The organism is Shewanella sp. SR1, from assembly GCF_020447145.1.
Lineage (GTDB): Bacteria > Pseudomonadota > Gammaproteobacteria > Enterobacterales > Shewanellaceae > Shewanella > Shewanella baltica.
This window is the reverse complement of record NZ_JAJAEF010000001.1, coordinates 102,417-118,137: the sequence shown is the minus strand read 5'-3', so window position 1 is coordinate 118,137 and position 15,721 is coordinate 102,417. Positions and strand designations below refer to the sequence as shown.

At 47.4% G+C, this 15,721-nt stretch carries 15 protein-coding genes; 10 read left to right on the top strand and 5 right to left on the bottom strand.

All coding sequences use genetic code 11. The features are described 5' to 3' along the window. Window positions 1–99: 99 nt before the first annotated feature. Both KV201_RS00545 and KV201_RS00540 read right to left on the bottom strand, forming a co-directional pair. Window positions 100–1,590: an FMN-binding glutamate synthase family protein gene (locus tag KV201_RS00545; RefSeq protein ID WP_006084153.1), complete on the bottom strand. Its 1,491-nt coding sequence runs from the start codon at window positions 1,588–1,590 to the stop codon at window positions 100–102. Between the two features lie 11 nt (window positions 1,591–1,601). Continuing rightward, window positions 1,602–2,219, bottom strand: coding sequence for a histidine phosphatase family protein (locus tag KV201_RS00540; RefSeq protein ID WP_226058225.1), 618 nt, complete (start codon window positions 2,217–2,219; stop codon window positions 1,602–1,604). Between the two features lie 225 nt (window positions 2,220–2,444). On the opposite strand from KV201_RS00540, the gene KV201_RS00535 reads away from it, so the two are divergent. From KV201_RS00535 to KV201_RS00525, 3 genes are all read left to right on the top strand, one after another. After that, window positions 2,445–3,062 carry a DUF5610 domain-containing protein gene (locus KV201_RS00535; RefSeq protein WP_226058224.1) on the top strand — a complete coding sequence of 206 codons (618 nt, stop codon included), beginning with the start codon at window positions 2,445–2,447 and terminating at the stop codon, window positions 3,060–3,062. A gap of 113 nt (window positions 3,063–3,175) precedes the next feature. Further along, window positions 3,176–3,925 (top strand): ferredoxin--NADP reductase, encoded by a 750-nt coding sequence (locus KV201_RS00530; RefSeq protein WP_226058223.1) that lies wholly within the window; start codon window positions 3,176–3,178, stop codon window positions 3,923–3,925. Window positions 3,926–4,010: 85 nt separating this feature from the next. After that, window positions 4,011–4,607, top strand: coding sequence for a glutathione S-transferase N-terminal domain-containing protein (locus tag KV201_RS00525; protein ID WP_226058222.1), 597 nt, complete (start codon window positions 4,011–4,013; stop codon window positions 4,605–4,607). A gap of 14 nt (window positions 4,608–4,621) precedes the next feature. On the opposite strand, the gene KV201_RS00520 is transcribed toward KV201_RS00525, so the two are convergent. After that, window positions 4,622–5,032, bottom strand: a complete 411-nt coding sequence (locus KV201_RS00520; protein WP_226058221.1) for a hypothetical protein — start codon at window positions 5,030–5,032, stop codon at window positions 4,622–4,624. 219 nt (window positions 5,033–5,251) lie between these two features. On the opposite strand from KV201_RS00520, the gene KV201_RS00515 reads away from it, so the two are divergent. From KV201_RS00515 to KV201_RS00495, 5 genes are all read left to right on the top strand, one after another. Further along, complete coding sequence (locus KV201_RS00515; RefSeq protein WP_226058220.1) at window positions 5,252–6,259, top strand: Fe(3+) ABC transporter substrate-binding protein; 1,008 nt, start codon at window positions 5,252–5,254, stop codon at window positions 6,257–6,259. A gap of 83 nt (window positions 6,260–6,342) precedes the next feature. Continuing rightward, the gene (locus tag KV201_RS00510) at window positions 6,343–7,974 is read left to right on the top strand and encodes an iron ABC transporter permease (protein WP_226058219.1); all 1,632 of its coding nucleotides are present in this window, start codon (window positions 6,343–6,345) and stop codon (window positions 7,972–7,974) included. Beyond that, on the top strand, window positions 7,974–9,023 hold the full coding sequence (locus KV201_RS00505) for an ABC transporter ATP-binding protein (RefSeq protein ID WP_226058218.1): 1,050 nt from the start codon (window positions 7,974–7,976) through the stop codon (window positions 9,021–9,023). Before KV201_RS00510 ends, KV201_RS00505 begins: the two co-directional genes overlap by 1 nt. Window positions 9,024–9,200: 177 nt before the next feature. Next, window positions 9,201–10,913 (top strand): gamma-glutamyltransferase, encoded by a 1,713-nt coding sequence (gene ggt, locus KV201_RS00500; RefSeq protein ID WP_226058217.1) that lies wholly within the window; start codon window positions 9,201–9,203, stop codon window positions 10,911–10,913. 246 nt (window positions 10,914–11,159) lie between these two features. Continuing rightward, window positions 11,160–12,095, top strand: coding sequence for a Dyp-type peroxidase (locus KV201_RS00495; RefSeq protein ID WP_011845757.1), 936 nt, complete (start codon window positions 11,160–11,162; stop codon window positions 12,093–12,095). 71 nt (window positions 12,096–12,166) lie between these two features. On the opposite strand, the gene KV201_RS00490 is transcribed toward KV201_RS00495, so the two are convergent. After that, the gene (locus KV201_RS00490) at window positions 12,167–13,069 is read right to left on the bottom strand and encodes a LysR family transcriptional regulator (protein ID WP_012588568.1); all 903 of its coding nucleotides are present in this window, start codon (window positions 13,067–13,069) and stop codon (window positions 12,167–12,169) included. A 106-nt stretch (window positions 13,070–13,175) separates the two neighbouring features. Between KV201_RS00490 and KV201_RS00485 the strand changes: the two genes are divergently transcribed. After that, a complete protein-coding gene (locus tag KV201_RS00485) occupies window positions 13,176–13,808 on the top strand; it encodes an NAD(P)-dependent oxidoreductase (protein WP_226058216.1) in 633 nt (210 codons plus the stop codon). Window positions 13,809–13,948: 140 nt separating this feature from the next. On the opposite strand, the gene argR is transcribed toward KV201_RS00485, so the two are convergent. Next, entirely contained in the window at window positions 13,949–14,419 is a 471-nt protein-coding gene (gene argR, locus KV201_RS00480; protein ID WP_006080175.1) for a transcriptional regulator ArgR, read from the bottom strand. Between the two features lie 294 nt (window positions 14,420–14,713). Between argR and mdh the strand changes: the two genes are divergently transcribed. After that, a complete protein-coding gene (mdh, locus tag KV201_RS00475) occupies window positions 14,714–15,649 on the top strand; it encodes a malate dehydrogenase (protein ID WP_011845758.1) in 936 nt (311 codons plus the stop codon). Window positions 15,650–15,721 lie beyond the last annotated feature (72 nt).

Genomic DNA, 15,721 nt, shown 5'->3' with positions numbered 1-15,721 from the left:
CACGAATCTTACCTCTTTTGTGATGCGCATTCAAATATACCTGATGTAAAACCCATATAGACAAAAGTTGTACTGGCTAATAACCGCAAGGGTTCGCGGCTATTTATCCATGTGCGAATAGAATTTGTCGAGTGAGATGGATAAGCCGCTATCGAGCACAATTCGTACATGTGAAGGCTTGAGCTGTCTTGGCTCTGTCACACCGCAAGAGTGCGCAATCAGCCCTAAGTCATGGTGTAAATTATGATTATAGCTAGCGACCCGCGTCGATTTATCCCTAGGATTTAGCCCTTGTTGTAGTTTTGGATTGTGCGTCGTGATACCCGTTGGACAAGTATCTTTATTACATTGCAAGGCTTGAATGCAGCCGAGGGCGAACATGTTGCCTCGGGCTGATGCGATAAAGTCGGCGCCTAATGCCAAAGCCCAAGCGACTCTGGATGGGACGATAAGTTTGCCCGAGGCGATGACTTTGATGCGTTTACGCAAGCCTCGTTGGATCAAGATATTGACTAGGATAGGTAAGCTTTCTTTCAATGGTAATCCGACATAATCCATTAATGGTTGCGGCGCTGCGCCCGTGCCACCATCGGCGCTGTCTAAGGTGAAAAAGTCGGGGGCGGAGTCTTCGCCGCGGCGTTCAATTTCATCACATAAATCTTCCAGCCACTGCACATCGCCGAGTACGGCTTTAATGCCGGTAGGTTTACCTGTAACTTCACGTACTCGCTCAACCATATCCAAAATATCGTTTACTGACTTAAATTCGATGTGGCCATTGGGACTGATTGAGTCGTGTCCCTCTGGAATACCGCGAATATGGGCAATCTCTGCGGTCACTTTAATACCGGGTAAAATGCCACCTTTGCCTGGTTTTGCGCCTTGGCTCATTTTGATTTCGAACATTTTGACTTCAGGATGAATCGCTATCGCTTTCAGTTTTTCATCGTCTAAATGTCCTTGTTCATTTCGCACACCGTATTTTGCTGTTCCAATTTGAAAGACGAGATCGCAGCCACCTTTGAGATGATAAGGGCTCAAACCGCCTTCACCCGTATTAAGCCAGCAACCCGCTTGCGCTGCGCCATGGGAAAGGGCGGTGATGGCTGGGCGCGATAGAGCGCCAAAACTCATGGCTGAAATATGGCAAATGGCTTGAGTTGTATAGGGCTGACGACAGTGAGTGCCAATCGTCAGCGGGTGAATAGGAGTGATATCTTCATCTTGGGTTGGGAAGGCGGTATTCATAAACATGATAGTACCAGCTGTATCCAAAGGGCGAGTCGAACCAAAGGCTATGGTTCTATCGACATTTTTGGCGGCGCGGTACACCCAGCTGCGTTCAGCACGGTTGAAGGGGAGTTCTTCCCTGTCTTGGGCAAAAAAGTATTGTCTGAAAAACTCACCTTGTTTTTCGAACAGATATCGAAAGCGACCAATCACGGGATAGTTATGTCTTACCGCTTGTTTGGTCTGCATTTTATCTGCGATATACATGTAAATAACCGCGAGTACTGCGAGTCCTATAACGATCAAAAACAGTCCTGAAAACAGATCGAGTCCCCACATAAACCAATTGAGTTCACTCATGTTATTTATCCTTATTCTTGTCCGTAACGGGTGGCGATCAAGCTTGCGGGTTGGCCATCATTAAGAGAGAGTAAAAACAGCTGACTGTAGTCCTCTTCGCCGATCGCTTGGATCTCAGGTCCACCCAGGGCTTTGATGATCAATGGCACTGTGTTTGAATGCCCAACGATGAGCGTATTGCCTTGTACTGTATGCACTTGTTCGACAATCTGCTGAATATGTTCTTCGATAGGTTTAGCTGCTTCGACTATCGTCACGGGCAAATGGCGAGCCTCGGCGATGGGCGCGAGTGTTTGCTGGGTTCGCAGGTATTGAGTCGCGATGAGTTGCGACAATGGCGTGCGGTTCAAGGCGGTGATCAGTGACGTTGCGCGCATTTCCCCCTTGGGCGATAACTGTGGGTCATTGGCTGGCGTGTCGGCTTTTTCGGCATGTCTGACTAAAATAATCAGCCTGTTTTCTGCATGGGCTTGGCTAATCGGTGCGAGGCTGAGGCAAGTTAAGATAATAAGACCAGTGAGCAAACTAAGGCGTTTAATATTGATGCCCATATAGTGCTCAGTAGTGCGCTTAAGCATTCGTGTAAACACGTGAAAGCGGAAATGACTCAAACTGCGGCCTGTTGCCATGGTGTAACATCCTTTTCTATTGGCTTATCTCTAAGCTCGACGATAGTAATGAGCTGCATGCGGGTGGATGGCGCTTTATGCAATTTATAAAGAATGAACCCACTCAATTTATGCGGGCCTTATCATGGCCTTGTGGTCACGATGGTACTTCAATTCTAAAAATTACTAAAGCTGGTCAAATTTTGGTCGATAATAAAGTCGACCCGAATTGAATGGATAGTCATCATGGAAATCAATAAATCCTCTCAAGTGCAAAGTACCCCTTTGCCGCAGAAAAAATATGCTGAAAATACGGCGCCTAAGGGTACCGAAGTGAGTGATTCGAAGGACGCGAAAGTCACATCCAAGCAAACGGCATATCAGACTAGTAAGTTATTAATGAATCAAGCGATCTTATCAGCGCAGCAGGAAGTGAATATCAAGTCAGGCGATCAATCTATGACCTTGCTCTATCGTGCAGCTATTGATGCCATAGACAAAGAGCTAGCGCCTACTATGGGCGAAAACGCGACTCAAACCGCTTACGATAATGGCGTTGATATGTCTCCAGAGGCCACAGCTGATCGCATTGTGAATTTTGCGACTAAATTCTTTGGGATTCATCAGCAGCAACATTCAGGTATGAGCTTAGATGAACAACTCGATAGCTTTATGGGAATTATTGGTGGTGCAATTGATAACGGCTTTAAAGAAGCGAAAGATATTCTGTCTGGTCTTAAAGTATTGCAGGGTGATATTGCCGATGGTGTCGATAAAACCTACGGTTTAGTGCAAGAGGGATTACAGGCCTTTAGGGATAGCTTTAACAAGAAGACAGATGAGACACAATCGAGTGCCAGTTAACGCTCTGTTGTTTTCGGTTCTATCGTCATAAGCCCCTTATCATAAGGGGTTTTTGTTATGCGGAAAAAAGTCTATGCTGGAAGCCTATTTAACGTTTCGCTTGAGGGCAAGTTATGTGGACTAGGGGACAAGTTATAGAACGTATTGATTGGAGCGATAAGTTATTTTCATTGCGCATCGCCGCCGAGTTAGCCCCATTTATTCCTGGTCAGTTTATCAAGTTAAGTCAAATGCAAGATGATAAGCGTGTGGCCAGAGCTTACTCCTTAGTAAATTCCCCCGATAAACCCTATGCCGAAGTGCTCGCCGTTGCGGTAGAGGACGGTCTGTTATCGCCTCAATTACACAACCTTGTCATAGGCGATGAAATTGAAATCACCTCAACCGCGACCGGTTTCATGACCTTAGCGGAAATTCCTAAGGGTGAACTCCAAGGCAAGCACTTATGGTTTTTGGCCACAGGTACAGCGGTAGGGCCGTTTTTGTCTATGCTCGACACCCATGAACCTTGGGAGCGTTTTGAAAAAGTGGTGCTTGTGTATGGCGTGCGCGAGGCGCAGGACTTAGCCTACCTTGATAAGCTGCGTGAGTTAGAACGCAAATACCCAGCACAGTTTACATTAGTCTTGAGTGTGACCCGTGAACCTTTGGCCGATGCGTTGCAGTGTCGTATTCCCGAGGGCATAGTCTCGGGTGAAATCGAACAAAAGGCAGGATTAACCTTAAGTGCCGCTGATTCCCAAGTCATGATTTGCGGCAATCCCGGTATGATAAATGGCGCCCAAAGTGCCTTACTCGATAAGGGATTGGTGAAGAACTTACGTCGCGCTCCGGGACAAATTACCGTAGAAAAATATTGGTGATCCCATTTTATATGGGCGGTGAGAGTAAACAGTTCTCACCCCTTAATAGCCATAGCGTTTAATGCAAATAAAAGGAAATTTTTTGATGAAGTTGTTAAGTTCTCAAGCTTCACCCTATGCCCGTTGTGTTAGAGCCTTAATCCAGTATTTAGGGATTAACAATATTGAAGAGCAGCTAGTTAATCCCTTTGAAAACAGTGCCGAATTACTCGATGCCAACCCGTTAGGACAGATCCCGTGTCTTATCACCAACGATGGCGTGGCACTGTTCGATAGCGAAGTGATTATGCGTTACCTAGATGCTGAGCTTGGCGATCGTAAGATGTTTGGCATCTCAAGTCATAACTGGGTGTTGGAGTGTCAGTATTCCTTGATAAAAGGCTTAATCGATAGCGCGGTAAAATTGCGCCAAGAGCAGATGCGTGAAGATGAAGCTGTGAGATCGGCTTTTTGGACGGCCCGTTTTGAACAAGCATTGCTGCGTGGCCTTATGCAGGTTGAGCTGCAAACCGTGATCACCCAAACCACGATTCAGGCACCGCAATTAGCCTTAATTTGCCTGCTTGATTATGTGGACTTTAGACATCCAGAGTTAGATTGGCGCAAGGTTGCCCCTGCGACGGCACTTTGGTTTAGTGAGATGCGTGATCAACCCGCATTTATTCAAACACGTCCCCAGTAATTGGATGAAGATGCTCAGCCGTCGGTTGCGCGTCTTCCCTTTGGTCTATCACGGCGGTTTTGTTCTCCAAAAGCGCCGAATAAATCCCGAGTGACCCCATATTCGACTCTGCGATCATTCCCTATTTGACGCCTATCTTCATGGTGTTGATAGCGGCATTGGCAGTGGGTCATAGTGCATTTTTCCATCGGAATTTCCGGCGCATCCTTTGATAGAAAACGTTTTCCAGAGAATGTTTCAACTTGCTTACAGCAACTGCCGTCATTCACTATGCTTACACTGTGAAAATGATGATGCAGCTTAGTCCCGTCAGTGTATGGAATAACAGCTTTAGCATAGCGTTTATGCCGTTTGTGGCCAGTATTGAGTTTAAATAAGCCAAATAGCGCCACTGCGACTACGCCTAGCAGCAAAACAGTTAACATAACACCTCCTCAAAGCATTTTAAGCAAATTAAGGTTCAGTTTAGTTTGATTTGAGATAATAACCAGTTTTTAGTTTAAACTCATTAAAAACAAAAAGTTAAATAGACTATTGCCCTCCACTTATCTATCTATTACTCTTGCGCAACTGATAAGCATTATCATTAATGCAGCCATGTTCACACTCGCTGAACACGTCATCACTTTGGGGAGAAATCGGTAATGAAATGGGTAACTTGCGCAGCAGTAGTTGGGTTAATGTCGGTTGGGCATTCGGCGAATGCTGATGATAAATTAACAGTTTATTCTTATCGCCAAGCCTTCTTGGTGGAGCCTATCCTGACGCGTTTCACCGAAGAAACCGGCATAGGTGTGAATTTGGTCTTTGCAAAGGACGGCATTGCCGAGCGTCTCGCCCGTGAAGGTCGTTTATCCCCTGCAGATCTGGTGCTGACCTCTGATTTCTCACGTCTAGTTGAATTAGTCGATAAAGATCTGACTTCACCGGTTAAAAATGCCCAACTCGAAAGCAATATACCTGCCCAGTATCGCGATCCTGACGGCCAGTGGTACGCCCTGACCATGCGAGTGCGAAATCTCTACACGGCGAAAGACCGTTTAGGGCCGCAGCAAATTACCTATGAAGAACTCGCCGATCCTAAATACAAAGGCAAAATCTGTACACGCAGCGGTAAGCATCCATACAACATAGCGTTAGTGGCATCTATGATTGCCCACCACGGTGAAGCTGAGGCGAAAACTTGGTTGGCAGGCGTGAAGAGTAACTTAGCGCGCAAGCCACAGGGTAATGACAGAGCCCAAGTGAAAGCGGTAAAAGAAGGCTTATGTGATATCGCCATCGGCAACAGCTATTATTACGGCAACATGATGCAAGACCCAGAGCAAAAAAGCTGGGCTGAAGCGGTGACGATTAACTTCCCGAACCAAGCCGATCGCGGTGCCCATGTGAACGTGTCTGGTATGGTACTAGCTCGTCATGCACCGAATAAAGCCAATGCGATCAAATTGATGGAATTCTTATCTGCCGATGTGGCTCAAAAGGCTTATGCTGATGTGAATATGGAATATCCAGTGAAAGCCGATGTAGCACCTTCGCCTTTAGTGGCTTCATGGGGCGAGTTTAAGTCGGATCAATTGCCTATTTTTAAACTGGCCGAATATCACCAAGCGGCGGTTAAGTTATTAGATGAAGTGCAGTTTGATCTCTAGCATTTTGCTTTAAGTGAGAGTGAAAAATTGCAGATTAGGTTATCAGCGCCATTGATTGGCGCTGTGACTTTTTAAGGATTGACATGATTTTAGGATTAGCCAGAAGCTGGTCGCTTGCTGGTTATGCGCTCGCCACCATACTGGTGTTGCCACTGGTTGCACTGATATTGCAAGCTTTGCAGCCTGACGAAGCCGTGTTTGGCCACTTGATAGCAACGGTTCTGCCGACTTATATCATCAACAGTTTATTGTTGATCTTTTGGGTGAGTTTGGGCGCGTTATTACTCGCGTTACCCTGTGCTTGGTTGATGGCCCGCTGTGAATTTGTCGGCAGGCGTTATTTGCAATGGGCGCTATTACTTCCCCTCGCTATGCCGGGATATATTGTTGCCTACGTTTATACCGATTTGCTCGATTATGCGGGGCCAGTGCAGCGCAGCTTGAGATCGATATTTGGCTGGAGCTCACCGCAGGATTATTTCTTCCCCGACATTCGCACCTTAGGCGGCGCAGCGTGCATGTTGTCGCTGGTGTTATTTCCCTATATTTATCTCTTGGCGCGCACCGCGTTTATGGAGCAATCCTTAAGTTTGGCCCATGCTTCACGCATTATGGGCTGTTCACCCTGGCAGAGTTTTTGGCGGCTTTCATTGCCTATGGCAAGGCCAGCACTCGCGGTTGGCGTGGCTTTGGTGGCTATGGAAACGGCCGCCGATTTTGCGACGGTTAACTATTTTGCCGTACCAACCTTAACCACGGCCGTGTATGACACTTGGTTGGGTTATGGCAATCTGACCGCCGCCGCTAAGTTGTCGGCTATTATCTTGCTGGTGGTGTTTAGCTTGATTGGATTTGAGCGTTTCGCTCGCCGTAAACAGCAGTTATTCCAAAAGCAATCGCGCATCCAAGCCAGTGATTTGTATCGACTCTCGGCAGCGCAAACCGCAGTTGCACTGAGCTTTTGTGCCACTCTGCTGCTATTAGCCTTTTTGTTGCCCTTTGGGATTCTATTGTCCTATGCCATTGGTTATTTTGAACAAAGCTGGGATGAGAGCTTTTGGCAGTTAAGCCTTAACAGTCTCAGCCTTGCGCTGATCACTAGCTTAATTTGTTGCTTAATCGCTTTGCTGCTCATGTTTGTACGCCGGATAAGCCCAAGACCCAGTGATGCCTTGCCCTCACGTTTAGCCTCGACGGGTTATGCCTTGCCCGGCACTGTGCTCGCTATCGGCGTATTAGTGCCGCTCACTATGCTCGATTTTGCGATTAATGATCTGGCGGATCTGCTTGGTTTAGACGGCCCAGGACTTATCCTGACGGGCAGCGTAGTAGCGTTGATTTTTGCCTTTTGCGTACGTTTTGTGGCAATTGCTATCGGCAGCGTTGAAAGCAGCTATAAACGCATTTCGCCATCGCTGGACATGGTGAGCCTGACTATGAGCCAAAGTCCACGGCAGTTACTGCAAAGAGTGCATTTACCTCTACTTGGTAAGGGATTGTTTGCGGGCGCGTTATTGGTGTTTATCGAAAGCATGAAGGAACTGCCTGCGGCATTATTACTGCGACCTATCGGCTTTGAAAACCTCGCAACCTATGTTTTCCAGTTTGTGTCCGATGAAAAACTCGAGCACGGCGCCTTAGCCGCGATTGTCATTGTACTGGTGGGCTTAGTGCCGCTGATTTATTTAAACCGTTCATTGGAGCAACACAGCTGATGGCAAACACGCTCAAACTTATGCAAGTTCATAGCGATTATCAGGGCCAGCAAGTACTCAAAGGCTTGAGCTTGGCCCTCGACCAAGGGGAAATCCTTGCGTTGTTAGGTCCTAGCGGTTGCGGCAAGACCACACTGTTGCGGGCGGTTGCGGGCTTACAGGCAATTAGCCAAGGTGAAATCCAGATCAATGGCCGCGTTGTGAGTGGCGACAGCCAGTTTGTGCCTAGCGAGCAGCGCGGTATCGGCATGATTTTCCAAGACTATGCGCTTTTCCCCCATTTAACTGTGGCGGAGAATATCCTTTTTGGCGTGGCTAAATTGTCGGCCGCCGAGCGTCAGGCACGGTTGGATGACATGCTAACCTTAGTCAAACTGGAAGGCTTAGCTCAGCGTTATCCCCATGAGTTATCTGGCGGTCAGCAGCAGCGCGTCTCGATTGCGCGGGCACTTGCCTATGAGCCGCAGTTATTACTGCTCGATGAGCCTTTTTCTAATATCGATGCCCAAGTGCGCTACGAGATGATGGCGGAAATTCGCAGCATTTTAAAACAGCGTAATGTTAGCGCGGTGTTTGTCACCCACAGTAAGGATGAAGCCTTTGTATTTGCTGATACTTTGGCGATTTTTAATCAAGGCATTATAGTGCAGTATGGCAGCGCCGAAGCCTTGTATGCCGCGCCAAACAGCCGTTATGTGGCGGACTTTTTAGGTAGCGGTAATTACTTACCCGCCGCAGTGCTCGATGGACACAGAGTTGCCACTCCTATCGGTCATTTAACCAGCCTTACGCCATTAGGGTTGCCGAGCGAGTTCAGCGGTACGGTATTCTTGCGCCCGCAGCAATTGACGCTCAGCGCCGATGAGCAAGGTGTGGGCACGATCACAGAGCGGCGTTTCTTAGGCGCTTTTTGTCATTACTGGGTCAAAATTGAAGCCGCTTCTCACGCTTATTATGTCGAAGTGCGAAGCCAAATGATGCAGCTCACTATCGGCCAAAAAGTCGGGGTCACGACAGAGCCGCACTCGCTGGTACTATTTGAATCTTAGACATATTGATATTGTGCAGAGCAAATCTAAGCGGTCAGGTATTAATGCCACGGCGATAAGCTATCACCAACGAAAGTACGATATTTTTGCTTACGTTTAACTTAGGCCTATGTGGTATTGGTTGGTGATATTTTCGACCATCCTTGTTACCTTAATTTCTCCAGAGTGGGAGGAATTATGATAAAAACAATAAAATCAATTTGTACCTTAGTGACAGTGGCGACGGCAATATCGTCTTCAGGAGTGATGGCCATGGATAGGATCACGGGTAAAGCCTTTGCGACGCGCTCAGAAGTGTATGCCACCCATGGAATGGCGGCGACCAGTCAACCACTCGCCACACAAGTCGCTATTGATATACTCAAGCAGGGCGGTAGTGCGGTCGATGCGGCGATTGCAGCGAATGCCATGCTAGGGTTAGTCGAACCAACGGGTTCGGGTGTTGGTGGTGACTTATTTGCCATCGTCTGGAGCGCGAAAGATAAACGCCTCTATGGTCTTAACGCTTCGGGCCGCAGTCCAAAATCCTTAAGTTTAGAAAAGCTTAAGTCCCTCGGCTTAGACTATTTACCGCCGCTTGGACCCTTGCCTGTTTCTGTGCCCGGCGCTGTGGATGGCTGGTATGAACTGCATAATAAGTTCGGCAAATTAGCGATGGCCGATAATCTTGCGCCCGCAATCCATTACGCCCGTGATGGTTTCCCTGTGTCCGAACTCATCGCCTATTACCTTGAGGGGAGTGGTAAAAAACTCGCAAAATTCCCCGGTTTTAAAGAAACTTATATGCCTAATGGCAAGATGCCAGCGGTGGGCGAAATCTTTAAAAACCCAGCGCTTGCTAATACCTATGAGAAAATTGCCAAGGGCGGCCGCGATGCTTTCTATAAAGGCGATATCGCCAAAAGTATCGATAAGTACATGAAATCCCAAGGTGGTTATTTAAGTTATGATGACTTAGCCAGCCATACTAGCGACTGGATAGAGCCGGTTTCGGTGAACTACCGTGGTTACGATGTATGGGAACTGCCGCCCAATGGTCAAGGTATTGCGGCGCTGCAAATCCTAAAAACCATGGAGCCCTTTAATATTGCCGCCATGGGCTTTAATAGCCCTGAATATGTGCATTTATTTGTCGAAGCGAAAAAACTCGCCTTTGCCGACAGGGCTAAGTTTTATGCCGACATGGCCTTTAATAAAGTGCCGGTTAACGAGTTGATTTCGCAGCAATACAATTATGATCGCGCTAAGTTAATCGATCCCAATAAAGCGGCCAAGAGTGTCGATGCGGGTAATCCTGCGTTGCAACATGGCGATACTGTGTACCTGACCACCGCCGACAAAGACGGCAACATGGTGTCACTCATTCAAAGTAACTACCGTGGTATGGGCTCGGGCATGACGCCGCCTGATCTCGGTTTTGTGTTGCAAGACCGTGGGCAAATGTTTGATTTAACTGAGGGGCGTTTTAATACCTACGCACCGGGCAAGCGTCCTTTCCATACTATCATTCCCGCTTTTGTGACCAAAGACGGTAAACCTTGGCTCAGCTTTGGGGTGATGGGCGGCGCGACTCAACCACAAATGCACGCACAGATTGTAATGAACCTGATTGATTTTAAAATGAACTTGCAAGAAGCGGGCGATGCCCCCAGAATTTTGCATATGGGTTCAACCGAGCCCACCGGCGAAGTGATGAATGATGGCGGCTACGTCAGTCTGGAATCGGGCTTCCCTGTGGAAACGCGCCGTGAGCTTATCAAGAAAGGGCATGTGCTGCGTGACGGCCTTGGCGATTTTGGCGGCTATCAAGCTATTGGATTTAATGCTGAAACGGGCGTGTATCGTGCGGCTTCTGAGAGCCGTAAAGATGGTCATGCCGCGGGTTATTAACTTCAGCGCCACGCTAAGGTAAGCTTGAGGCAGAGTAAGCTTTGCTTCATTTATTCGATTAAACTGATTGACGAGACTTTTACAGTCTCGTCAATTTTTACATTTAGGGATCTTGGGCGCGATAACGCTGCGTAATGAGCATTATCATGATAAACCAGAACAAACTGTGCGTTAGTTAATGTCATTTTCAGGTAAAGTTGCGGATAATATTGCCGAAAATGAATTTAGAAAAAGGGTGATAACCAAATGGATATACAAAATATGCCGCGTGAACAGTTGGGTGTGTGTGCAGAGGGGAACTTACACAGTGTCTATTTGATGTTTAATGCCAATGACAATGTCGAGTCGCAATTACGTCCCTGTCTTGCCAACGTTGCGCAGTATATTTATGAGCTGACAGATCAATACTCTGACAGTGCATTCAATGGTTTTGTGGGGATTGGCGCCAATTATTGGGATAGCCTCTACCCCAATGCTCGCCCTGAAATGCTCAAGCCTTTTCCTGCTATGCAAGTCGGCAGCCGCGAAGCGCCGGCAATTGAATATGATTTGTTCGTGCATATCCGCTGCGACCGTTACGATATTCTGCATTTAGTCGCTAATGAAATCAGCCAAATGTTTGAAGACTTAGTGGAACTAGTCGATGAAGAACGTGGCTTTAGATTTATGGATAGCCGCGATTTAACCGGCTTTGTCGATGGCACTGAAAACCCTAAGGGGCGGCACCGTCAGGAAGTCGCTCTCGTTGGTGATGAAGATCCTGAGTTTAGAGGCGGCAGCTATATTCACGTGCAAAAGTATGCCCATAACTTGAGTAAGTGGCATAGATTACCGGTTAAAAAACAAGAAGATATTATCGGCCGTACTAAGCAAGATAATATCGAGTATGAGTCAGAGGATAAGCCACTGACCAGCCATATCAAGCGGGTGAATCTTAAAGATGCGAACGGTCAGTCGATGGAAATCCTGCGCCAGAGTATGCCCTATGGTTCGCTGAAGGAGCAGGGATTGATGTTTATCTCTAACTGCCGTACGCCGGAGCATTTTGAAAAGATGCTGCATAGCATGATGTTTGGTGATGGCGAAGGTAACCATGATCACTTGATGCATTTTACTAAGGCGATGACAGGCTCATCCTTCTTTGCCCCCGCATTGGATTTTATGCTGCAATTCGACGAATAAGCTTTCGAGATCTGCGCAGATTCAGCATCAATTAAACGCACTTACGCTAACGCCTAAGTGCGTTTTTTATGCTAATGCGCTGGGAGCCATTTTTTGATATCGAGTTGCCATTGCTGGGCAGTGAAATCGATAAAGGCGCGCACCAGATTTTGCTGATAACTGCGGGACAAGTACACAGCCCATAAGGTTTGGCCTGGCGTCGTAAAGTCGGGTAACACTTCTTTGAGCTGGCCGCTGGCAAGGTATTGATTGGCTAAGTCGCAGGGCAAACGCACTATGCCATGTCCCCGCAGCGCCGCACTCACCAATACGCCCATGTCGTTAGCTTTAAGATTACCTGTGACTTTTACATGCTCGGCTTGCAGCTCTTTCAGGAAAGGCCAATTTTGTTGCGCCGAGTGTATCAGGCAGTTGTGAGCCAGTAGATCGATGGGCTCGACAAGTGGTGTGTTGCTATCAAGGTAGCTCGGCGCAGCACAGATCACGGCATCTATGGTCATTAAACGGCGGGCAATCAAATTATCATCGGGCTGCTCGGTATAGCGCAGTGCCACATCGACTCGCTCATCCACCAATTGGGCAAAACTGTCTGACATCACCAGCTGAATGCTGACCTTAGGGTGAATTTTAATAAAGCGGTCGACGACATCAAACAGGCTGTGCTGTCCAAGGCCAATCGGTGTGGCGATGCGAATACTGCCCACCAGTTCACTGTTATGGCTGTGGGCGCGGCTTTCCATGGCGGCGACTTCACTTAAGATCCGCTGGCAAAATTGCAGCGCTTCTTCGCCTTGCAAAGTCAGGCTGACGCTGCGGGTGGTACGGTGTAGTAAGCGTAAACTCAACCACTGCTCTACTTCTTGAATATGGCGGGACACCTGCAGGCGGCTGAGGTCTAAATGCTCGGCAGCTTTGGTAAAGCTGCCGCAGTTTGCCACTTCGACGAAACTGCGTATTGCGGCAATTTTATCCATATTAGTACCTCAAACTGAAACAATCATGCTCATTTATTGATGTTTATCACGGGAAACACTGCAAGTAAACTGGCTTCAATGTAAATCATCAGAGAGAGTTAACGAAATGAAAATCGCAATTTTAGGTGCAACAGGTTGGATTGGTGGTGCAATTTTAAAAGAAGCATTGAGCCGTGGGCACCAAGTAACAGCGCTAGTGCGTGATCCGAGCAAGTTATCTGCTACTGACGTGGCTGTGCATGCTGTGGATTTAGAGCAGCCATTAGTTGCGCAAACCTTTGCTGGCGTAGATGTTGTTATTGCCTCTGTTGGTGGCCGCGCACAACAAAATCATGGCCTAGTGGCGAGTACGGTTCAGCATTTACTGGATGTGCTGCCTAACGCTAAGGTGCCACGTTTATTGTGGGTTGGTGGCGCAGGGAGCTTAGAAGTGGCACCGGGTGTGACTCTGGTTTCTAGCCCAGATTTCCCCGCAGCATATAAAGATGAGGCGTTAGCTCAGGGTGAAGCTTTGCAGGTATTCCGTGCGGCGCAAACTGCAATTAATTGGACCTTTGTGAGCCCAGCCGCTGAGATTTATCCTGGCGAGAGTGAAGGCCCATATCGCCTTGGTGGCGACAGCTTCTTTACCGATGCTAATGGTCGCAGCCGCATTTCTGTTGCGGATTACGCTAAAGCCATGTTAGACGAAGCCGAACAGGGCACTCACGCAAATCAGCGCATCAGTGTGGCTTACTGACCTTAGCGTATAAACATCGGTGCGCGCGAGATTGGCTTAAATGTGTAACGTAATCGGGACAATGGCCAAATAATCAGCGCAAGATTGGACAGAAATGCGTACAGATGAAATAGAACAGGTCAGCAAGCTGACCTGTTTTTTTATTCTGCGTAATTGAATAAAGATTTGATGGTTTCTAAGGTATCGGCGATATCTTGGATGCTCGATGGACAAATAAAGATAGTGTCATCACCGGCAATCGTGCCCAAAATGCCTTCTGGTTTACCGATAGAATCCAATAAACGGGCAATCAGCTGCGCGGCACCTGGGCTAGTTCGCACGACGATCATCGCTTGGTTATGATCGACATCGAGTACCAAATTCTTCAACGGGCTCCCCGCGGTGGGTACGCCTAATTCGGCCGGTAAGCAATACACCATCTCTTGCTTAGCGTTGCGAGTCCGCACTGCGCCGAACTTGCTGAGCATGCGTGATACTTTTGATTGGTTAATATTACCAAAGCCTTCAGCTTGCAAGGCGGTGACGATTTCACTTTGAGAGCCAAAGCGCTCTTCTTTTAAAATCGACTTAAAAATTCTAACAAGGTCATCCTGATTCTTGGTCGTTTGCATAATATTATTATTCGTTATTCAAAAAAACAGGCCCATTTTGAATATTTTTAGAAAAATTGTCAACAAATAACCAGATTGGTTGAATAAAAATTCACTAACTCCCTGTGGTTAAGCGTTTGCTGGGGGCTTAAAAATACCAATTTGAGTAATTGTTCTACATTGCTTCTAAGTTATTCCGGAATTCTTTTGTCCCACGACTAAGGGATAATTGAAATTGTTGTGACATTCCAGTAATGTGACGCCAACGTAAATTAGATCCATGTCACACATATCCGAGAAATAACGGAGATAACTATGAAAGTTGCTGTACTTGGTGCTGCTGGTGGTATCGGCCAGGCTCTTGCCCTACTGTTAAAAACTCAACTGCCTGCGGGTTCACATTTGTCTCTATATGATATCGCACCGGTTACTCCGGGTGTTGCGGTTGACTTGAGCCACATCCCTACTGCTGTTGAAATCAAAGGTTTTGCTGGTGAAGATCCAACGCCTGCCCTAGTGGGTGCTGACGTTGTTCTAATTTCTGCTGGTGTTGCGCGTAAGCCTGGTATGGATCGTTCAGATCTGTTCAATATCAATGCCGGTATCGTTCGCAACCTGATCGAAAAAGTAGCGGCAACTTGCCCTACGGCTTTGGTTGGCATTATCACTAACCCAGTCAACACTACTGTCGCTATCGCTGCAGAAGTGATGAAGAAAGCGGGTGTTTACGATAAGAACCGTCTGTTCGGTATCACGACATTAGACGTGATCCGTTCTGAAACCTTCATCGCTGAATTAAAAGGCCTGAACGTTGCTGACGTTAAAGTCAATGTGATCGGCGGCCACAGCGGCGTGACCATTCTGCCATTACTGTCTCAAGTTGAAGGCGTGACTTTCACTGACGAAGAAGTGGCAAGTCTGACTACTCGCATCCAAAACGCGGGTACAGAAGTGGTTGAAGCTAAAGCCGGTGGCGGTAGCGCGACTCTGTCTATGGGTCAAGCGGCTTGCCGTTTCGGTCTGTCTTTGGTTCGTGGTCTGCAAGGCGAAGCTAACATCGTTGAATGCGCCTATGTTGACGGCGGCAGCGAGCACGCAGAGTTCTTCGCACAACCTGTGCTGTTAGGCAAAAACGGTATTGAAAAAGTACTGCCTTACGGTGAAGTGAGTGCATTCGAAGCTAACGCTCGTGATTCTATGTTAGATACGCTGAAAGGCGATATCAAACTAGGCGTTGATTTCGTTAAATAATCTTTCGGATAATCTTTTTAGATTATGACGAATTAAAAAACGGAGCCATTGAGCTCCGTTTTTTTATGTCTA